Genomic DNA, 19,096 nt, shown 5'->3' with positions numbered 1-19,096 from the left:
GTATCAGGAAAAAATCATAAAACATCCATGTCTTTACCAATATCATCTAAGGCTGAAAGCGCGTCCTGCTTTGCATGAAACCGCTCAATATCTACCACAAATGTTTTAGAAAGGGTGTCATGCCAACCACGACCTCCTGCCCCCAAAAAAGAAAGCGCTTCAAAAGGAATAATTCTTGAAAAACTTCTTTTTAAAAAGTCTATGGGTTCTGGATTGGACCCATCCAACATAACCACTTTTGTTTTTGTAATATACTTTCCAATCGTCCTGCCTTTCAACAACCATTCACTAAAAAAGTATAGTAAAGCGAGCATGCTTCCTGTAACTAATCTGTCTAAAAACGGATTTACATGTTCTAAGCCATCAACAAAATTTTCAAATCCAGTAACATCATCAACAAACGTATAAACGAGGACAGAAATTAATATGATGACACCATAGAACAACCCAATAAAAAGAAGTAGGTCAATAATATAATTGGTAAAACGACTTCCTTTACTGGCATATAAATCTGGCGTTACAGAAAATTGAGCATCCATATGCTATATATTTGATTAGTATCCCTAAAATAATGTGAGTTCGACATAATATTTTTTGCTACATTTCTGATTTTAACAATTTAAATGGTAAATCGATTAGAATCGAGACCTAATGAAAAGCATAAATTTAAGGCTACTCGAGTCTACTCGAAGTGACATCATCCATATTTAATGGTAATGAAGCCATAAATAATGGATTCTTATATCGAATTCACATTAAATATATAACTTTCTTATTCATGTAAGTGTTTTTGATGACTGTTTTTATAGGTGAATACAGAATGTTTTTTTATTAAGATGACTAAATTTGCCAAAAAACTTAACTTTATGATATCTACAAACGAATATTTTGGTGGGCAAGTAAAATCTTTAGGATACACCACAACTGAAGGAAAATCTACTATTGGTGTTATGGAAGCAGGTTCTTATGAATTTGGTACCACAACGCATGAAACCATGACCGTTATTGAAGGCGAAATGTTGGTACAACTACCTGAAAGTACAGATTGGGAAACGTACCAATCTGGTGAGTCCTATAAAATTGATGCGAATAAAAGTTTTAAGGTTAAAGTGACAAAACAGGTTTCTTATCTGTGTCAGTATAAATAAGCCTTCAGCTAAAAAAAATACAATTTCATAATCTGAATGTGGGTTATTTACGTAAATGAAGTAAACCTAAAATTATTATTATGAAAAAAATTTCAATTTTACTCCTTACCGTGCTTACACTTTCGTGCGTTTCAAAAAAGAAGTATGTAGCGCTTCAACAAGAAAATGGCGAAATAAGAAGTGAGTTGCAAAAAACCAGAGTTGAAAAAGAAGATTTAGAAGCAAAATTTGCACAAATTCAAGAACGAGTTGATCGTTACAACACAAAAATTGCTTCATTAAAAGAGGAAAACGATGCTAAATTAGATGTTGTTGAGAATGTTGCTGTAATATCTGAAGATACTAAGGCTAAAATGCGTGAAACTTTGAAGCATGTTGATGCTGAGAAATTAGCTCAGGCAAAAACATTAAAAGATTCTATGAATTTAGCGGTTGCTTATAACCTTGAAAAAGTTATTGATAAAAGCAACTTAAATGAAGATGAAGACTTTGCTGTAAATATTGATGGTACCGTTGTTATGATTTCTATTGCAGATAACATGTTGTTTAATACAGGAAGTTATAGATTAAGTTCAAAAGCTGATCCTATTTTACAAAAATTAGCTGATGTTATCAATTCTGAAGCTAGTTTAGATGTTATGATTGAAGGACATACAGATTCAAGAACTATAAATACGGTAAACATTGCTGATAATTGGGATTTAAGTGTTTTAAGAGCAACATCAGTAGTTAGAAAGCTTCAAAACAAATACAATGTAGCACCTGAAAAATTAATTGCCGCTGGTCGTAGTAGTTACCAACCAGTTGCTGAAAATGATTCAGATGAAAATAGAGCAAAAAATAGAAGAACAAGAATTATTATTCTTCCAAACTTAGATAAGTTTTTTGCTTTAATGGCTGATGAAAGCTAGGAGTTAAACGAAAGGAATATAATAAAAAAGCATCTCAAATTTTTGAGATGCTTTTTTTGATTAACAACTTTTTGTTGTAGCAATTATCCTTCGCAACTAGCGCACTCTTTCTTTTGTTTAAATTTTTGAGCGGCATTCATACTGTGTTGATAATAGAGAGATTTTAAGCCAAGTTTCCAAGCGGTAACATAAATTTTATTAATGTCTTTTACAGGCATATCTGGGTGCACAATAATATTTACAGACTGGCCTTGATCAATATGATTTTGTCTGTTTGCCGCATGATATATAATAGTCAATTGGTCAATTTCAGAATAGGTTTTAAATACATCGCGTTCATGCTCTGTTAAAAACTCTAAATGTTGTACCGATCCATCATGATCACGAATACTACGCCATACCTCTGGAGTATTCATGCCTTTTTCTTCCAACAAGTTTTGTAAGTACGGATTCTTAATAGTGGTTTTTATTTTGGCAATATCTTTTACGTAGATATTAGACCAAATAGGCTCAATACCTTGCGATACCTGTCCTAAAATAAAGGCTGAAGATGTTGTAGGTGCAATAGCATTTAACGTGGCATTTCGTCTGCCATAGCCTTTTAAAACTTCTGGTTCTCCATATAGTTTTGCTAATTCTTCAGAAGCTTTATAGGATTTCTCCTGAATAAGCTTAAATATTTCACTGTTTAAGTTATATGCCTCTTGACTATCAAATCCTAACATTTTAGATTGCAGTAAAGAATGCCAGCCTAAGGCACCTAAACCAAGTGCTCTATTTGATTTAGCAAAATTATAAGCCCGCTCCATAAACATGAAGGTTTGCCTGTCATCTAAATCTTCAGAATCTCTATATTCTTCCAGCTTTTCAACAAACTCAGTGATTACAGCATCTAAGAAATACACCATAGTTTCAACGGCATCGGTATCTTTCCATTTATCATAATGCAATAAATTCACTGAAGATAACACACATACAAAAGACCATTTGTCATTAGAAGGTAACATGATTTCCGTACATAAATTACTGGCAACAATTTGATGTTTGTTGTCTTTATAGACATCGGCCGCTTGATTGTTGGCGTGATCTTTAAAGAAAATATATGGATACCCTATTTCACCTCTTCGTTGAATGACTTTTGCCCAAATAGAACGTTTATCAACATCACCTTCAATCATCTCTTCCATCCATTTGTCAGTAACAGTCACACCGTGAGTTAACTCCTGAATGGCATTTCCTTCGGTCCCAATTTCTAAAAACTCATGAATATCTGGGTGCTCCACTGGTAAATATGGAGAAAAACGACCGCGTCTTACAGACCCTTGGCTTACAACATCAACCATTTTTTCGAAAAGTTGCATGATATGTACCGCTCCAGATGAGGATCCGTTGTTTTTTACAGGCGCTCCTCTATGCCTTAAGTTACCAAAATAGCCAGAAGTACCACCACCTAACTTAGACATCATGCCAACTTCTGATTGCGTATAGAGAATGTTACCCATATCATCAGCAATGTTAGACCCAAAACAACTTATTGGCAATCCTCTTTTCTTTCCAAAATTAGACCAAACGGGTGAGGCTAAAGAGAAAAAACCCTCAGACATATACTTGTAAAACTTGTTTGCATAACCGTCAATTTTCAAAATCTGTTCTGCACGTTCAGCAATTTCACGAATGCGCTCTTCAGGGGTTGTATTGTCTGTTAAATAGCCTGATTGTAAAAATTTGCGACTATTTTCAGTTAGCCATTCAAATTTTAATTCAGCTACTTGTTTTTGATGAGCACTCTTAATTTGCTCTTTTCTTGCTTTAAGAAGTTGTTCTTTGCTAGACTGTTGTTCTGTTTGTGTTTCTGGTTGGTGTGTGTTAATTTTCATGTTTTAAAAAAGGTCGTCACTGGTTATACTTTTGGTTCTTTTGCTATAATTAATGGATCGTTTCACAAAGAAATCGCCATGCTTGGTGCCTATTATTTCATCATCAAACCACTCAGTTTGAGCTAATAATTCATCGTTTACTTCAAATACTTTATCAATACCTATGCTTTCTAATGAATTATTAAATCGGTTTTTAATAAACTCATTAACCACTTCTTTTGGTAAGAAATCCAATTCGCCATCCTCAAAAATCCAATCTACAATATCGCTTTCTGCTTTATATGCCGCTTTGCATATGGTTTGAATTTTATCATTATAGTCAGATCCGAACCAATCTGGATTTTCTTTTTTAATGATTTTTATAACATCAATACCAAAATCACCGTGAATTTGTTCTTCTTTTGATGTAGCTTCAACCACATTTGAAATACCTTTTAGCATGTTTTTATGCTTGTTAAAGGCCATGATGATTAAGAACTGTGAAAACAAAGACACATGCTCAATAAAAAGTGAGAACAGTAAAATAGACTCGGCATACTCTTGAATATTTTCACTTTTTGAGTTTTTAAGCGCTGTTTCTAAATAGTGAACACGTCGCATAATAACGGGCTTCTTTTTAAGGGCTTTAAACTCTGCATTAAGGCCTAAAATTTCAAGTAAATGCGAGTATGCATCATGGTGGCGTACTTCACTTTCTGCAAAGGTGGCGCCTACAGACCCTATTTCTGGTTTTGGCATTTTTTGATAAATGTCTCCCCAAAATGTTTTTACAGCAACTTCAATTTGCGAAATAGCTAACATGGTATTTTTAATAGCAGATTTTTCTGTTGTTGTAAGCTCTGCCTTAAAATCTTGAATGTCACTAGTAAAATTAAACTCAGTATGAATCCAGTAGGAATGTCTGATGGCATTTACATACTCATATAAATCTGGGTATTCATAAGGTTTTAAATTAATACGCTTTTCAAATATGTTTGTTTTACGTTTTCTGGCCTGTTCATCTCTATACAAAATATAGGCCTTAGCTGCATCATGAAAAGCACTGTCCATTAATTTGTCTTCAACAATGTCTTGTACCTGTTCTACAGTAGGTATGTATCTTGAATCAACAGCCTTTCTAGCTAAAAGCGCTTCAAATACGCGATCAGAAATAGTTTCCGCATCTGCTCTCGAACCATGGTTTACTGAACTCATCGCTTTTTCTATGGCGTTGGTAATTTTTTCAAGTAAAAACGGCGTAGTCTCGTAGTCTCGTTTTATAATATGTGATATTCCCATAAAACTGGTATTAGTTATAATTATTTTGCATTAGGCACAGGTTGGTTGTTAAAAACACATCAAATTAGGTGATACGCTTTAAAATAATTTTGTTTTAAAGTCACTTTAAATGGATGACATTAATAAACATGTATTAAACTAAAATGGTATTTTTAATCAGATTTGGGTTTAACAAATATTGCAAAATGATTGATACAATTTTCAAGGGAGGATAAAACGTTTTCAACAAGTTTTTAACAAATAATAAAAACACTAAAGATCGAGAAGTTTACACAAAAAAACTATTAATATTCTGGTTTTAAGTGTATTAAGTTTTTGTGAAATAAAAAAAGTTTACAAAAAAGATAACTCTTTAAAAAACAAAAACCCTTTTAAAATAAGGGTTTTTCAATGTTATTAATAGGTTAATTTAATGTTGTTAAAAAGTTTTGGCAACCTTTTCTAGCTCCGCATACCAATCTTCGCCAAATTTTCTTATTAAGGCTTCTTTAACAAATTTATAAACAGGAATTTGTAATTCTTTTCCAAGGGTACAAGCGTCATCACAAATTTGCCATTTATGATAATTAACAGCCGAAAATTCACTGTAATCTTGAACACGAACAGGGTATAAATGACAGGATACAGGTTTTTTCCAGTCTACTTCACCTTGATTATAAGCTTCTTCTATCGCGCAAAGCGCTGTTTGCTTTTCATCAAATATAACGTAAGCACAATCGGCACCATGAATTAAAGGAGTTTCTAATTCACCTTCTTCTGTCTTGATATACGCACCTTGCTCTTCAATAGCTTCAATACCCTCTTTTCTTAAAAAAGGTTTTACTTTAGGATAGATAGTTTCTAAAATTTCAGCTTCGGCTTCGTCTAAGGGAGCACCTGCATCACCATCAATACAACATGCCCCTTTACAGGTGCTTAAATTGCATAAAAAATCCTTCTCAATTATATCTTCAGATATGATGGTTTTACCTAACTGAAACATAAGTATACATATTAAAAACAGGCCACAAAAATAGACAAACTTTATCATTAAAATTTAAGATAATTCAAGAATAATGGTATACTTTTGCCGAAAATTTAAAAATCAATACTTATGTCGTTTAATTTTAAAGAAATATTCACTGCATTTATGGTGTTGTTTGCTGTTATTGATATTGTTGGAAACATTCCAATAGTGATTGATTTACGAAAAAAAGCAGGTCATATACAAAGTGAAAAAGCAGCTGTGATAGCAGGAGTTATTCTTGTCGTTTTTCTGTTTTTAGGAAAAAGTATTTTAAACCTTATTGGTATAGATGTTAATTCCTTTGCAGTTGCTGGTGCATTTATTTTGTTTTTTATAGCACTTGAAATGATTTTAGGTATTACCCTATACAAGCAAGAAGATCATGATGCCATGACCACAGCAGTGTTTCCTTTGGCTTTTCCGTTAATTGCTGGACCTGGAAGTTTAACCACATTGCTGTCACTTAGGGCAGAATTTAGTACCGAGAACATTGTGGTAGCTGTAATTATGAACGTTGTTATTATTTATATGGTTCTGAAAACGTCAGCACGAATTGAACGACTTATTGGGCAAAATGGCATCAACATTATTAGAAAAGTATTTGGAGTGGTATTACTAGCTATTGCTGTAAAACTCTTTGCACACAATATAAAAGCTTTATTTGATATTGCTTAAATTTGCATCAAACAGGTTTTTTATGAAATATTTTATCTTTTTTATCATTATTGCGGCCGCAAGTTTGGGAGTTTATAACGCTACAAAAATTAGTATGACAGCACCTTTTGAAGGCGAAAGTATGATTGGTATGATTACATTATTAGCATCCCTTTGTGCCATCGTATTAATGGTTATTCTTCTTGTTTCAAAACGCATAGAGAAAAAAGTAAAAGATCACCGTAACAATGTATGATGCTTTAATTATTGGTGGCGGAGCTGCTGGTATGTCTTGCGCTTTGGTGCTAGGTTCTGCCAAGAATAAACCGTTTGCTAAAAACAAGCATGTTGGTATTATCATTCATCAAAAAGCATCACATTTGCAGACCGCTCTTTTTAATAATGTTTTGGGGCTACCTCCAAACACTACAGGCGCTTCTGTTCTTGAGCGTGGCAAACAACAACTTTCTGAGTTATATCCCCATGTTACTCAAATTGAATATGAAAAGGTGTTAGAAATTTCACGACAAAAAGAACGTTTTTTAATAAAAACAAATAAGAATGCTTATACCACAAAACTTGTGGTAGTTGCGGTAGGTTACACCAGTTTAATGCGTATTAAAGGTTTAGAACAATACGTTGAACCACACCCAAGAGCTGCTATTGAAAAAGATCGTATCTGGTTAAAAAACAATGATCATCTTATAGAAGAGAATCTTTATGTTGCGGGTACATTAGCAGGATGGCGCAGTCAATTTTCAATCGCTTCGGGAAGTGGCGCCCATGTAGCTACAGATATTTTAACGCTTTGGAATAGTGGTAGGCATACAAAGGTACATGATAAAATTGAAAACTAATTTATTCGCCTTGACTTAACTTAATCACCTCATCAATCATGATGTCTCTTTGATTAAATACTTCGTAAAACGCACCACCACCAAATAACTGATCGGCAAGCGTTGCCTTGATGTATTGTTTAACCTCATCATGATAAGCTACAAAAGTCACTTTTGAATCTGATCGTATGTTTAGGTAATCTTGAAAAGCATAAACCAAATCATCACCAACCTTAAACTTATTTATAAACTCAGCTTTTGAAAAGGCATCATAAGCATGTCTATCGTTTTCCAGTGTTTCAAATACAAAGTTTCCAAAAAAACCTCTACGTTGTAAAAAGGCTAATGTTTCATTCTCCATGCTATTATCAATAGGGACAAAAACATCAGGTATAATACCGCCGCCGCCATAAACTACTTTGCCGCCAGGTGTGGTAAACTTTAATGAATCGTCTACTTTAATTTTTTCAGGATCTAAAAGCTCGCCACTGTTCAATCTGTCAAAATACTCATCGTAATAATCCTTATGGCCTTTGCTATATGGTTTTTGAATAGAGCGCCCCGTAGGGGTGTAGTATCTGGAAACAGTTAAGCGAACAGCGCTACCATCTCCCAAGTCCATTTCACGCTGTACCAATCCTTTGCCATAAGATCGCCTACCAACTATGGTGCCCTTGTCATTATCTTGTAAAGCCCCTGCTACAATTTCACTGGCCGAAGCCGAATTTTCATCAATAAGCACATATACCTTGCCGTCTTCAAAATCACCTTTGCTGGTGGCGTAACTTTCATCAATATCACCACGCTTATTCTTTGTAAACAAAATAAGTTTATCATTTTCAAGAAATTCATCTACCATTTGCTCGGCAATGCCTAAAAACCCACCTGGATTTCCACGCAAATCTAAGGCTATTTCAGTGGCACCTAAGTCTTCTAATTGACTTAAAGCCTTTTTAAACTCTTTGTAGGTAGATTCGGCAAATCGATTAACTTTAATATAGCCTAATTTGTCTGTAATCATATAGGCGGCATCAACACTTTTTAGTGGGATTTTGCCACGTTTTACTGTGAATTTTAATAGTTTGGGTACTCCTTTTCTGTAAACTGTGAGTTTAACTTTTGAATTAATAGGGCCTTTCAGTTTTTTTACCAAATCATTATCATCAATCTTGTCGCCATAAAGTGTATCGCCATCTGCTAAAAGGATTCTATCTCCTCCTTTTATACCGGCTTTGTCACTTGGTCCGTTTTCAATGGCTCTTATCACCGCAATGGAATCTTTATAAGTATAAAAACTAACCCCAATTCCAACAAAGTCGCCTTTCATTTCTTCAGCAACGCGCGACATGTCTTCTTTAGGAATGTAAACCGAATGAGGATCTAGATTTTCTAAAATACCATTTACCGTAACATCAACAATACTATCGGTATTAATGTCATCTACATAATCATATTCAATATAATCAATAAGTCTGTTTAGCTTGTCTTTTTTACTATTGGTTGAAAATAATCTGTCTGGCGCATCTGTAAAACTTAATTTACCACCAATAAAAATACCTGCGGCTATAGCCACTCCTAATACTAAAGGCAAATATTTTTTTTGATATGACATTACGCTTTTAAATCTTCAATTTGTTCAAGTACAATTCCTGCTTTTTCTAAAAACTTCAGACCCGAATCGTCTTTATAAGCCTCGTGATAAACCACTTTTACTATACCTGCTTGATGCACTAATTTACTACATTCTTTACAGGGCGACATCGTGATATATAAGGTAGCTCCCTTGCAAGATTGAGTCGATGAGGCTACTTTTAAAATGGCATTGGCTTCTGCGTGCAACACATACCATTTAGTGTAACCTGCTTCATCTTCACAAAAATTTTCAAACCCCGACGGTGTTCCATTGTAACCGTCTGAAATAATCATTCTATCTTTTACAATAATGGCGCCTACTTGTCTGCGATTGCAATAAGATAGTTTTCCCCATTCTTTAGCTATTCTCAAATAAGCTTTATCGTACTTTAGCTGTTTATGTTTAGGCATTCCTTTTTTTTAATTATGGCGTTACCCTCATAATTAGTTGCAAAATATATTGAAAGTTTACAACCATTCGGGTCAGGCTTTCCGCTACAATCTTTGGCGAAAAAGCAAAAGGATTTTCACTTCAATCCTTAACGCGAAATAATATAACGAATATACTCTGTTCGTATTTTAATTACAATGCCAGACAGGAAAGTTTTTAGGAAAGTTTAACTAATTTTTGAATTAAACCGTTTAAGTATGTTAAAAAAGTATTTTAATTTTACTGCTTAACAATTTCGCTACTACTACATTTTAATGTGAATAGCGTGTTCTAAATAAAATCACTGTTTAAAATCATAGGAATTACCAAGCCAACAACAATGGCTGAGATTACCATAATCCAGTCCCGTTTTGAAAATCTGAATATAGTTTGCACCATATAACCTAAAAACAATACAATAAACACAATGATGATTTGAGCAATCTCAATACCTAAAGCAAATTCTAGTAACAGCATGAGCTTGCTATCCTGTTCTCCTAGTAAAATTTGAAATTCACGCGCAAAGCCTAAACCGTGAATCAATCCAAAAAATAACGTAGATAAAAATAGAACACCAACTTTCTCTTTTTGTGCACCTTTGCCTGCGGTAAACACATTAAAAAGAGCTACAACCAATATCGTTATTGGAATTAAAAATTCTACTAACGAAGCATTTACGCTTACTATACCGTAAGTTGATAGTACCAATGACAGGGTATGCCCTAAAGTAAACATAGAAACTAGTAAAAGTACACGTTTCCAATCTTTAAACACATAGGGTATGGTTAATACTATGAGAAATAAAACATGATCGTAGGCATTAATATCAAGAACATGATTGATGCCATACTCTACATTAAACCAAAAATTTTCAAGCATAATAATTAAGATTTAGGGAGCGCCAAAGATACAAATTATTTATACTTCTTGTTTAGCTGGAATAGCATCTCCTCTGTGACTTCATCTAATGAAAATCTGTGTTTCCAATTCCAATCTTGTCTGGCGTATGAATCATTGATACTTTTAGGCCAGCTATTAGCAATGGCTTGTCTGTAATCAGGAGCATAGGTCATTTTAAACTCTGGCATATGCTTCTGTATAGACGCTTCAATATCACTTGGAGTGAAGCTTATGGCCGCTAAATTATATGACGATCGTATTTTAATGGCTTTGCTGTCGGCTTTCATAATATTCACCGTAGCGTTGATGGCATCATCCATAAACATCATAGGTAATTTAGTATCCTGTTTTAAAAAACATTCATACGACTTATGTTTTATAGCTTCATGATAAACTTCTACGGCATAATCTGTTGTGCCTCCACCAGGTAAGGTCTTCCAGCTAATAATACCCGGATATCTAATACTTCGTACATCAACACCATATTTATTGTGATAGTATTCACACCAACGTTCACCAACCTGTTTTGTAATGCCATAAACGGTTGATGGTTCCATAATAGTATACTGCGGCGTATAATCAGTAGGTGTTGTAGTGCCAAACGCGGCAATGCTTGAGGGCCAAAACACCTTGTGTATAAAGTTAGATTTGGCTAAATTTAATACATTAAACAGAGATATCATGTTTAAATCCCAAGCTTCCATTGGGAATTTTTCGCCCGTAGCACTCAGCATAGCAGCCATAAGATATACAGTGTTTATGTTAAACTTTTCAATACATGTTTTTACACTTGTATAGTCTTTAGCGTCAACAATCTCAAAAATACCAGAATTAACCACATCTAAATTGCTGTAACTAATGTCGCTCGCAACAACGTTATCGGCTCCGTAGAGATCGCGCAGTTTAAATGTGAGTTCAGAACCAATTTGTCCACATGCCCCAATGATTAGTATTTTAGGATCCATATACTACCGTATTAATATAGAATTTTCAAAAATAATAAGTTTAAAATGATAATAATGTATTTTTTTCTTAGAAAATTTATAATTTGATGATATTGAATTATGATTGAAAAAACAATGATTACTCTATATTTGCAGTACATTATTTAAAGTCAACATGGTCATGCGTATAACAGGTATAACTTTCTTTTGTTTATTTGTTTTGGTTTTTAGCTGTAAGCAAAATCAAGATGAAAATGTAACAAACCCAACTAAAACAGAAAAGGTTGCATTAATTTCAGAAAAAGAAGTTGCTGCTTTAAAGTATACCGATTACGAATTAGATGATAAAACACGACAAGTTGTAAGAGACTGGACACCTTTTGTTCAGCTTCAAAATGATGTTGTAAATAAGGTGAAGGTTGCCGATTTAAGTTTTTTCAATGATAATAATAAGGCGATTGTTCTGCTCATAAAAGACTTAAAAAAAGATATTCCCGAGGCTGCTAAATCTCCCTCTATTGATGCCAGAATTTTGGTGGTTGAAACTAAAATTTATGAGCTAGAAAGTATTTCAAACTTATCAACTACAACAAAAGATGAATTGCTTGTAGCGATTAAAGATTTCCTTGTTTCGTTTTCAAATTTAAAACTTCAATTAAATAAAAAAATAGAGTTCGATACGCGTACCATTGAAAAACCTTAGTGGTCTTACGTTCATTTGAAGTGATTTTTTATTTCCTAGTTATAAAATTTTGCTAAATTTTTGTTAACAAGAAACAAATATTAATCTTATCACAGATTAATATTAGTAATTTGTAATCTGATTATAATAAATCATAAAAAACTAAAACACATCATTTTGCCGTCAACAAAGCAATTTGATAATTAACTTAATGATTCAGTAAATGAAAAACTACGTAAAACTACTTGCTTTTTTAGGTGTTCTGGCTATGGTTAGTCTGCAATCTTGTAAGAAAGACACCGAAAAAGAAATCGCAAAAACAGAGGTTGTGCCAGGGATCAATCTAGATTTTATGGATAGCACGACAACTCCTAACAATGATTTTTTTCGATATACTAATGGGAAATGGCTAGACCAGACAGATATTCCCGATGATAGAACGAGCTGGGGTTCTTTTCATGAGTTACTAAAGAAAACAGATGATGATGTGTTAGCCATATTAAGTGCTGCCATGAGTGAAGATAAAGATATGATGTCTATTAATATCAGGCCTGGGTCAGATCAAGAGAAAGCCGTAAAGCTTTTCAAAACCATAATGGACACCACGAGTAGAAACGAATTGGGGGTTAAACCATTGAAGCCTTATTTAAGTAAAATTGAGTCGATATCTAATATCAACGATCTTCAAAATTATTTAATTGAAATGGAACCGCTAGGTGGGGGTGGTTTTTTTAGTTTTTACGTATACGCCCATACTAAAAACAGTAATATTAATGCGGGTTACCTTGCTCCTGACGGATTAGGTCTTCCCGATAGAGATTACTATGTAAAAGAAGATGAAGACTCTAAGGAAAAAAGAAAAAAGTATGTAGCACATATAACCAGAATGTTACAGTTTTTAGGGTATACTGAAGCTGAATCTTCTGAGCAGGCTACTGATATATTGGCTTTTGAAACAAGTTTGGCTGAACCTAGAATGGACAAAGTAGACAGACGTGATGCTAGAAAAAGATACAATCCAAGATCTATTGATGAACTTCAAAATATGGTGCCTGCTATCCAATGGAATGCGTATTTTGAAGGTATTGGTGTAAAACAAATGGATACCGTTATTGTAAATGAGGTGAACTATATGAAGGCGCTTCAAACGGTATTGTCTCAAAATAATGTAGAGACATGGAAGTCGTATTTACGTTGGAATGCCTTTAACTCTGCCGCTTCTTTACTTAGTACAGAAATAGCAACGGCCAACTGGGAGTTTTATAGTAGAACGCTACGAGGCGCAAAAAAACAAAGACCACTTGATGAAAGAGCGCTTCAAACAGTAAATGGTACTATTGGTGAAGCTTTGGGTAAACTTTATGTTGATAAAAAGTTTCCGCCAGAAGCTAAAGAGAAGGCTGAAAAAATGATTCAAAATGTCATTAAGGCTTATGAACTAAGAATTAAGAATTTAACCTGGATGACCGAAGCAACAAAACAAAAGGCTATAGAAAAGCTTTTAGCGCTAAAAGTAAAAATTGCTTATCCAGATAAGTGGAGAGATTACTCAGAATTAAATGTAGCTGGTGTTGATGAAGGAGGTTCTTACTTGCAAAACATGCTCAATGCTAGTCGGTGGAATCACCAGCAAAACCTCAAAGATCTTGGTAACCCTGTTGATAAAAGCCGATGGAGTATGTCGCCTCAAATGGTTAATGCCTATTTTAGTCCTGCGTTCAATGAAATTGTTTTCCCTGCTGCCATTTTACAACCTCCATTTTATAATTATCAGGCAGATGACGCGGTTAACTATGGTGGCATTGGAGCGGTAATTGGACATGAGATTTCACATTGTTTTGACGATTCTGGTTCTCGATATGATAAGAATGGTAACTTGAATAATTGGTGGACCGATGAAGATTTAAAACAGTTTGAAGCCTTAGGAAAAGATTTGGCAGACCAGTACAGTAAAATTGAAGTATTGCCAGAAACCTTCATAAATGGTCCTTTTACCTTAGGAGAAAATATTGGTGATTTAGGAGGTGTAACTGCAGCTTATGAAGCTTTACAACTTAGTTTTAAAGACAATGGACGTCCTGAAAATATTGATGGATTCACACCAGAACAACGGTTTTTCTTGTCGTGGTGTACTATTTGGAGAACAAAATCACGTGATAATGCTTTAAAAACCCAGATAAAAACAGATCCGCATTCACCAGGTATGGTAAGAGCGGTGCAACCGCTTTTAAATATTGATGCTTTTTATAATGCATTTAATATTAAGGAAGGTGACAATATGTATTTAAACCCTGAAGAGCGCGTTAAGATTTGGTAAATTAAACATCTAAGGGTTTATAAAATAAAAAGGCACATTCATAATTTTATAAATGTGCCTTTTTTATGTTAAGTGTTTCTTATTGTTTTGGCTACTCGGTTTGTGTTTGAGATTGCATCACTTGTTTTTGTCTTAATAATTCATTTTTTGTTAATTGAAGCATATTGAAATTAGGTGCTATTTTAAAGGCTGCATCAAGTTCATCAACTGCCAAATCAATGTTTGCTTTTTTGTCTTTATTATATATAGACAAGGCATTTAAATACATGAATCCTGCTTTAAGCGGTACTTCATAAGGGGTTTGTCTTTCATAATAAGCACGTTTCATATCATCTTTGGCATTGGCTAAACCAAAAGCTATATGCTTATCGGCTTCATCAAATTTTTGAAGTTGCATGGCAATTTCGGCTAATTCATAAGCAATCATAGGGTCAGATTCCCGTTTAAATAACTCTGTAAAATGTGAATAGGCCATTTTAGGCTGACCAACAGCTTTCAAAGAAATAGCTTTTACTTCTACAGCTATATCTGAGTCTTCGGGGTTAGTGACAATACCTATTGTGTTTAACGCCTGAACATATTTGCCTTCACTCATATAGATATAAGCTAGAGTGTCTTGTCTTGCTACCGATGGCTGTAAAACATTTAAATGTGTCATAGCATTGATAATGCCTTGTACATCCCCTTGGGTTTTCATTTGTTTATAATACGCATCAAAATGCGAAATTAATTCTGAGTTAGTTTGTGCATTCAACATAAAACTACTTGTCAATAAAACCAATCCAACTAATTTTTTCATCTTTTTTAATTTACTTTATTTAGAACGCTAAATCTATAAAAATTTAACAGTTAATTTCTTAAAACTACGCTAATTATTTTTGTTTGTTTACAAAATGACTGGCAGTCTTAATTATTTTATTTGTTTGAAATATAAGGTGTTAAGTGAATTTGTTTTCAAAAAATAAGTCATAAAAAATTCTAAAGAGATGCTATAACACTAAAAAAGAGCTAGGAAAATTAGAAAAAAACAGCTATATTTCAGTTTACTAAATTTACTAGTTATGGGGATAAAGAGTTTTCAAGGCGCAAGAAGGCAGCAGGCATCAAATACAGAATCACAATCATTAACCGTTAGTGATTATATGACAACGAGCTTAATTACATTTAAGCCCGATCAGCCTATAGAAATTGTAATGCAAGCTTTAATAAAACACAGAATTTCTGGTGGGCCAGTGGTAAATGATAAAAATGAATTGGTAGGTATTATTTCCGAGGGTGATTGTATTAAACAAATTAGTGAGAGCCGCTATTACAATATGCCTATGCAAGATCAAACTATAGAAAAGCACATGGTGTCAAATGTTGAAACCATTGATGGAAATATGAATATTTTTGATGCTGCTAAGAAGTTTTTAGAATCTAAACGCAGACGTTTTCCAATTGTAGAGAACGGTAAATTGGTTGGGCAAATTAGTCAGAAAGACATCTTAAAAGCGGCCATGACCATAAAAGGTCAAACTTGGAAATAAAATAATCGTTTTAAGAAGCACAAAGGTCTCTTTATAAATATAAATTTATGAGACCTTCAGGTGTGTCTACCAAAATAAGGTGGTTGATTCTGTCTACCTTTAAGATAAATTCATCGTTCATAGGGATTAAAATTTCAATACCATCTCTATCTACTTCGAATAAAGCTTGGGCGGTTGAATCGTTAACAGATTTAATGATTCCTACGTCTCCAAAGTTTTTGTCAACGATTTTGAAACCAATAATTTCATGAAAATAGAACTGATTACCTTCTAGCTTTGGAAGCAGGTCTAAAGGCAGGTAGAGCTCACATTTCATAATAGCATCTGCGTCAGCTTCAGAATCTACATCCTCAAATTTTATACGAAGTAATTCAGATTTGTGTAATTGAGCGTGTTCAACAAAAAATGGCACTAAATTATTTCGAAGCTCCAAAAAAATAGCATCTAAATGCTCATAAAGCTCAGGCTGATCGGTATCAAGTTTTACCAATACTTCGCCTTTAAAGCTGTATTTTTTCACAATTTTTCCTAGGTAAAAACAGTCGTCCTTTTTCATGGTATAAAAATAAAAAACTCCGATAGTATGCTATCGGAGTTTAAAAGTATAAAAAATAATTTTTTTATTCTTCTTCGTTTGTTGCTTCAGCTGTTTCTTCTTCTACTACAGGAGCAGCGGCAGCAATTCTTGCTTCGTTTACAGCTTTCTCAGCCGCCAATGCTTCAGCTTTCGCTTTTGCTTGAGCTTCTGATAAACCTTCTGCTTTCGCTTCAACCTTTGCATTTTTTTCTTCCAACCAAGCATTGAATTTTTCTTCAGCTTGCTCTTCAGTTAAAGCTCCTTTTTTAACGCCACCAACAAGGTGATTTTTCAATAAGGCTCCTTTGTAAGATAAAAGGTTTTTAGCAGTGTCTGTTGGTTGAGCTCCATTTTGTAACCATTGCACAGCCCCATCAATATTCAATTCAACGGTTGCAGGGTTAGTGTTTGGGTTGTAAATACCTAATTTTTCTAAGAATTTACCATCTCTTTTTGCTCTTGAGTCAGCTGCTACGATCCAGTAAAAAGGTTTCCCTTTTTTACCATGTCTTTGTAATCTAATTTTTACAGGCATAATAATTAATTATTTGAGGTTCTCGACCTCGGTTATTAATGAGGGCGCAAAGATACTATATTTTTTTAATTATCAAGCTTTTATTGATGGTGAATTTAAAATAATAGGCAAACAGGTGTAGGTACTTTAACATCATGTAAAAAAGTAAGTTGCCCGCTGTTTTTGTCAATGGAATACACAGCAATATTTTCACTTAACTTATTAGCGACTAAAAGGAAGTTTCCTGTAGGGTCTAGGGTGAAATTTCTAGGCCAGTCACCATGAACTGAAATACTTTGAATCTTGTCTATTTCCCCCGTTTTTGTGTCTCTTTTAAACACAGCTATGGTGTTTTCGCCACGGTTTGAACCATATAAAAAGCGTTCGTCATGTGATAAGTGAATGTCGGCACATTTGTTTTTACCTTTAAAATCAGGGTCAAGGGTACTATCATAATCAATCATTTTAAATCCGTTCCCTATTTTTTTTATGGAAGTAATAGAGCCGCCATACTCATTTATAATATAAATAAATTGACCGTCTTTTGTTATTTCAAAATGACGTGGGCCAGGATTTCCTGTGGTTTCAATAAGACTATCTGATTTAAGCTGATACTTTGTGTCTTTTAACTGGTATTGATACAGGGCATTTCTTCCTAAATCGGCAACATAGATATCGTTCTTAAAAAATTTTGCCGAATGAGCATGAGCCTTTTCTGTTTCAGTATTATGATTGAATACTTGCGAGGCTTCACTAAGAGCACCGTTGGTATTTATGGGTAAGAATGATACCGTACCGCCACCATAGTTTGATACAACTGCTAAATTTCCCTCTTGGTTGATAGAAATATGGCAAGGCCCTTTTCCTTCACTATTTTCCGTGTTTATATGTTGTAAATATCCGTCGGGTTTCATTTTAAACGCCATAACCGCACTGGTTTGTCCTTCACCCACAGCATATAAATAATTTTTTTTAGGGGAAAATGCCAGAAAAGAGGGGTTTTCTGCTTTAACGGCCAATTGTAAATCATGAAGTACTCCTGTTTTTGTGTTAAACGTCATTTTATAGATGCCTTCGCTGTTTCCTGAGGTATAAGTGCCAATATAAAGGGGAATATCTTGAGAGTTACTCGTCAAGAAAACGAATGATAAGATAAAAGAATGTACTAATTTGGTCGTCATTTTATTTTGAATTGAAAATCCAATTTATGATAAATTAACTTAAATCTCGATAAGAGGTGTTAATTTTTCAAAATTAAATTTTAAACTAAGTTAAATGGTTTGATGTAAGTAAATTATGAATTTATCTTAGCTAAACAGATCTGTTATAGATGTGAAACAATACGCATCTCTAAAAGAATTTATTGGAATTAAAATGTAATTATTATGAAAGCTACAGAAAGAATTTCAAACAAATTGAATGAATTGTTAGTTAAGAATTATGATGCCGAAAAGGGGTATTTGAATGCCGCTGAATCGGTTGAAAGTCCTGATTTAAAACTATTTTTTAAAAGACGGGCTTTTGAACGAAGTGAATTTGCTAATGAGTTAAGAAAAGAGATTTTGAGGTATGATGAGCATCCTAAAGATTCAGGTAGTTTTAAAGGAGTAGTATACAGAAATTGGGTAAGCTTAAAAAACCTGTTTACATCAAACAATGAGGAGGCGATTTTAGAAGAGGTAATTAAAGGCGAGGAAAGAAACTTAGAGGAATATCTCGAGGTTTTAGAGGATAGAGTATTGCCTTCAAGTATTGTAACGTTATTGCTGAATCAAAAAAATGCTATCCAAAATGCTATTGATGCTTCAAAGAAAAAAGAGATTTTAGTAACCTAAGGGTTGAGCGGAGTTTAGCAATGTGA

21 protein-coding genes are annotated in these 19,096 nt (G+C 33.9%); 9 read left to right on the top strand and 12 right to left on the bottom strand.

What is annotated here, in order from left to right; translation table 11 throughout:
* Positions 1-14: 14 nt before the first annotated feature.
* A complete protein-coding gene (locus tag FGF67_RS06245; protein WP_139695825.1) occupies positions 15-539 on the bottom strand; it encodes an RDD family protein in 525 nt (174 codons plus the stop codon).
* A 327-nt stretch (positions 540-866) separates the two neighbouring features.
* Between FGF67_RS06245 and ppnP the strand changes: the two genes are divergently transcribed.
* Positions 867-1,148 (top strand): pyrimidine/purine nucleoside phosphorylase, encoded by a 282-nt coding sequence (gene ppnP, locus FGF67_RS06240; protein ID WP_139695823.1) that lies wholly within the window; start codon positions 867-869, stop codon positions 1,146-1,148.
* An 80-nt stretch (positions 1,149-1,228) separates the two neighbouring features.
* The gene (locus tag FGF67_RS06235) at positions 1,229-2,059 is read left to right on the top strand and encodes an OmpA/MotB family protein (protein WP_139695821.1); all 831 of its coding nucleotides are present in this window, start codon (positions 1,229-1,231) and stop codon (positions 2,057-2,059) included.
* An 83-nt stretch (positions 2,060-2,142) separates the two neighbouring features.
* On the opposite strand, the gene FGF67_RS06230 is transcribed toward FGF67_RS06235, so the two are convergent.
* From FGF67_RS06230 to FGF67_RS06220, 3 genes are all read right to left on the bottom strand, one after another.
* On the bottom strand, positions 2,143-3,936 hold the full coding sequence (locus FGF67_RS06230) for a ribonucleoside-diphosphate reductase subunit alpha (RefSeq protein WP_139695819.1): 1,794 nt from the start codon (positions 3,934-3,936) through the stop codon (positions 2,143-2,145).
* Between the two features lie 3 nt (positions 3,937-3,939).
* Positions 3,940-5,214 (bottom strand): ribonucleotide-diphosphate reductase subunit beta, encoded by a 1,275-nt coding sequence (locus FGF67_RS06225; protein WP_139695817.1) that lies wholly within the window; start codon positions 5,212-5,214, stop codon positions 3,940-3,942.
* A 418-nt stretch (positions 5,215-5,632) separates the two neighbouring features.
* A complete protein-coding gene (locus tag FGF67_RS06220) occupies positions 5,633-6,196 on the bottom strand; it encodes a DUF3109 family protein (RefSeq protein ID WP_139695815.1) in 564 nt (187 codons plus the stop codon).
* 111 nt (positions 6,197-6,307) lie between these two features.
* On the opposite strand from FGF67_RS06220, the gene FGF67_RS06215 reads away from it, so the two are divergent.
* Genes FGF67_RS06215 through FGF67_RS06205 form a run of 3 tightly spaced genes read left to right on the top strand, consistent with a single transcriptional unit; the run spans position 6,308 to position 7,731 of the window.
* Positions 6,308-6,895, top strand: coding sequence for a MarC family protein (locus tag FGF67_RS06215; protein ID WP_139695813.1), 588 nt, complete (start codon positions 6,308-6,310; stop codon positions 6,893-6,895).
* 22 nt (positions 6,896-6,917) lie between these two features.
* Positions 6,918-7,130 (top strand): hypothetical protein, encoded by a 213-nt coding sequence (locus FGF67_RS06210; protein ID WP_139695811.1) that lies wholly within the window; start codon positions 6,918-6,920, stop codon positions 7,128-7,130.
* A complete protein-coding gene (locus tag FGF67_RS06205; protein ID WP_139695809.1) occupies positions 7,123-7,731 on the top strand; it encodes an NAD(P)/FAD-dependent oxidoreductase in 609 nt (202 codons plus the stop codon). The genes FGF67_RS06210 and FGF67_RS06205 overlap by 8 nt, the downstream gene beginning before the upstream one ends.
* A 1-nt stretch (position 7,732) precedes the next feature.
* Here FGF67_RS06205 and FGF67_RS06200 read toward each other — a convergent pair whose 3' ends face one another.
* The 4 genes from FGF67_RS06200 to FGF67_RS06185 form a co-directional block, all read right to left on the bottom strand.
* Complete coding sequence (locus tag FGF67_RS06200) at positions 7,733-9,322, bottom strand: S41 family peptidase (RefSeq protein ID WP_139695807.1); 1,590 nt, start codon at positions 9,320-9,322, stop codon at positions 7,733-7,735.
* On the bottom strand, positions 9,322-9,753 hold the full coding sequence (locus FGF67_RS06195; protein WP_139695805.1) for a deoxycytidylate deaminase: 432 nt from the start codon (positions 9,751-9,753) through the stop codon (positions 9,322-9,324). The genes FGF67_RS06200 and FGF67_RS06195 overlap by 1 nt, the downstream gene beginning before the upstream one ends.
* Before the next feature lie 310 nt (positions 9,754-10,063).
* The gene (locus FGF67_RS06190; RefSeq protein ID WP_139695803.1) at positions 10,064-10,651 is read right to left on the bottom strand and encodes a HupE/UreJ family protein; all 588 of its coding nucleotides are present in this window, start codon (positions 10,649-10,651) and stop codon (positions 10,064-10,066) included.
* 35 nt (positions 10,652-10,686) lie between these two features.
* Positions 10,687-11,637 carry an NAD-dependent epimerase/dehydratase family protein gene (locus FGF67_RS06185; protein ID WP_139695800.1) on the bottom strand — a complete coding sequence of 317 codons (951 nt, stop codon included), beginning with the start codon at positions 11,635-11,637 and terminating at the stop codon, positions 10,687-10,689.
* 160 nt (positions 11,638-11,797) lie between these two features.
* Here FGF67_RS06185 and FGF67_RS06180 point away from each other — a divergent pair, with 160 nt between their 5' ends.
* Together FGF67_RS06180 and FGF67_RS06175 are read left to right on the top strand one after the other, a co-directional pair.
* A complete protein-coding gene (locus tag FGF67_RS06180) occupies positions 11,798-12,319 on the top strand; it encodes a hypothetical protein (RefSeq protein WP_139695798.1) in 522 nt (173 codons plus the stop codon).
* 202 nt (positions 12,320-12,521) lie between these two features.
* Complete coding sequence (locus FGF67_RS06175; protein ID WP_139695796.1) at positions 12,522-14,615, top strand: M13 family metallopeptidase; 2,094 nt, start codon at positions 12,522-12,524, stop codon at positions 14,613-14,615.
* A 91-nt stretch (positions 14,616-14,706) separates the two neighbouring features.
* Here the strand turns inward: FGF67_RS06175 and FGF67_RS06170 are convergent, their stop codons facing one another.
* The gene (locus FGF67_RS06170) at positions 14,707-15,414 is read right to left on the bottom strand and encodes a hypothetical protein (RefSeq protein ID WP_139695794.1); all 708 of its coding nucleotides are present in this window, start codon (positions 15,412-15,414) and stop codon (positions 14,707-14,709) included.
* A gap of 262 nt (positions 15,415-15,676) precedes the next feature.
* On the opposite strand from FGF67_RS06170, the gene FGF67_RS06165 reads away from it, so the two are divergent.
* On the top strand, positions 15,677-16,144 hold the full coding sequence (locus FGF67_RS06165) for a CBS domain-containing protein (protein WP_139695792.1): 468 nt from the start codon (positions 15,677-15,679) through the stop codon (positions 16,142-16,144).
* 31 nt (positions 16,145-16,175) lie between these two features.
* On the opposite strand, the gene rimM is transcribed toward FGF67_RS06165, so the two are convergent.
* From rimM to FGF67_RS06150, 3 genes are all read right to left on the bottom strand, one after another.
* The gene (gene rimM / locus FGF67_RS06160) at positions 16,176-16,700 is read right to left on the bottom strand and encodes a ribosome maturation factor RimM (RefSeq protein WP_139695790.1); all 525 of its coding nucleotides are present in this window, start codon (positions 16,698-16,700) and stop codon (positions 16,176-16,178) included.
* Between the two features lie 64 nt (positions 16,701-16,764).
* Complete coding sequence (locus FGF67_RS06155) at positions 16,765-17,256, bottom strand: 30S ribosomal protein S16 (RefSeq protein WP_139695787.1); 492 nt, start codon at positions 17,254-17,256, stop codon at positions 16,765-16,767.
* A 95-nt stretch (positions 17,257-17,351) separates the two neighbouring features.
* A complete protein-coding gene (locus tag FGF67_RS06150; protein ID WP_139695785.1) occupies positions 17,352-18,416 on the bottom strand; it encodes a lactonase family protein in 1,065 nt (354 codons plus the stop codon).
* Between the two features lie 204 nt (positions 18,417-18,620).
* On the opposite strand from FGF67_RS06150, the gene FGF67_RS06145 reads away from it, so the two are divergent.
* Entirely contained in the window at positions 18,621-19,070 is a 450-nt protein-coding gene (locus FGF67_RS06145; RefSeq protein WP_139695783.1) for a ferritin-like domain-containing protein, read from the top strand.
* The last annotated feature ends 26 nt before the right edge of the window (positions 19,071-19,096 follow it).

The sequence above is a fragment of the Allotamlana fucoidanivorans genome, assembly GCF_006265225.1.
GTDB lineage: Bacteria > Bacteroidota > Bacteroidia > Flavobacteriales > Flavobacteriaceae > Allotamlana > Allotamlana fucoidanivorans.
The sequence above is the reverse complement of the archived record's forward strand: the minus strand, read 5'-3'. Positions and strand labels throughout refer to the sequence as shown.

Excerpts from the sequence above, each read along its gene's own strand:
- FGF67_RS06235 (WP_139695821.1), top strand. The coding sequence starts at position 1,229 with ATGAAAAAAATTTCAATTTTACTCCTTACCGTGCTTACACTTTCGTGC.
- FGF67_RS06195 (WP_139695805.1), bottom strand. The coding sequence starts at position 9,753 with ATGCCTAAACATAAACAGCTAAAGTACGATAAAGCTTATTTGAGAATA.
- FGF67_RS06185 (WP_139695800.1), bottom strand. The coding sequence starts at position 11,637 with ATGGATCCTAAAATACTAATCATTGGGGCATGTGGACAAATTGGTTCT.
- FGF67_RS06210 (WP_139695811.1), top strand. The coding sequence starts at position 6,918 with ATGAAATATTTTATCTTTTTTATCATTATTGCGGCCGCAAGTTTGGGA.
- FGF67_RS06155 (WP_139695787.1), bottom strand. The coding sequence starts at position 17,256 with ATGCCTGTAAAAATTAGATTACAAAGACATGGTAAAAAAGGGAAACCT.
- FGF67_RS06205 (WP_139695809.1), top strand. The coding sequence starts at position 7,123 with ATGTATGATGCTTTAATTATTGGTGGCGGAGCTGCTGGTATGTCTTGC.
- FGF67_RS06220 (WP_139695815.1), bottom strand. The coding sequence starts at position 6,196 with ATGTTTCAGTTAGGTAAAACCATCATATCTGAAGATATAATTGAGAAG.
- rimM (WP_139695790.1), bottom strand. The coding sequence starts at position 16,700 with ATGAAAAAGGACGACTGTTTTTACCTAGGAAAAATTGTGAAAAAATAC.
- FGF67_RS06165 (WP_139695792.1), top strand. The coding sequence starts at position 15,677 with ATGGGGATAAAGAGTTTTCAAGGCGCAAGAAGGCAGCAGGCATCAAAT.
- FGF67_RS06245 (WP_139695825.1), bottom strand. The coding sequence starts at position 539 with ATGGATGCTCAATTTTCTGTAACGCCAGATTTATATGCCAGTAAAGGA.
- FGF67_RS06175 (WP_139695796.1), top strand. The coding sequence starts at position 12,522 with ATGAAAAACTACGTAAAACTACTTGCTTTTTTAGGTGTTCTGGCTATG.
- ppnP (WP_139695823.1), top strand. The coding sequence starts at position 867 with ATGATATCTACAAACGAATATTTTGGTGGGCAAGTAAAATCTTTAGGA.
- FGF67_RS06225 (WP_139695817.1), bottom strand. The coding sequence starts at position 5,214 with ATGGGAATATCACATATTATAAAACGAGACTACGAGACTACGCCGTTT.
- FGF67_RS06170 (WP_139695794.1), bottom strand. The coding sequence starts at position 15,414 with ATGAAAAAATTAGTTGGATTGGTTTTATTGACAAGTAGTTTTATGTTG.
- FGF67_RS06200 (WP_139695807.1), bottom strand. The coding sequence starts at position 9,322 with ATGTCATATCAAAAAAAATATTTGCCTTTAGTATTAGGAGTGGCTATA.
- FGF67_RS06230 (WP_139695819.1), bottom strand. The coding sequence starts at position 3,936 with ATGAAAATTAACACACACCAACCAGAAACACAAACAGAACAACAGTCT.
- FGF67_RS06145 (WP_139695783.1), top strand. The coding sequence starts at position 18,621 with ATGAAAGCTACAGAAAGAATTTCAAACAAATTGAATGAATTGTTAGTT.
- FGF67_RS06180 (WP_139695798.1), top strand. The coding sequence starts at position 11,798 with ATGCGTATAACAGGTATAACTTTCTTTTGTTTATTTGTTTTGGTTTTT.
- FGF67_RS06215 (WP_139695813.1), top strand. The coding sequence starts at position 6,308 with ATGTCGTTTAATTTTAAAGAAATATTCACTGCATTTATGGTGTTGTTT.
- FGF67_RS06190 (WP_139695803.1), bottom strand. The coding sequence starts at position 10,651 with ATGCTTGAAAATTTTTGGTTTAATGTAGAGTATGGCATCAATCATGTT.
- FGF67_RS06150 (WP_139695785.1), bottom strand. The coding sequence starts at position 18,416 with ATGACGACCAAATTAGTACATTCTTTTATCTTATCATTCGTTTTCTTG.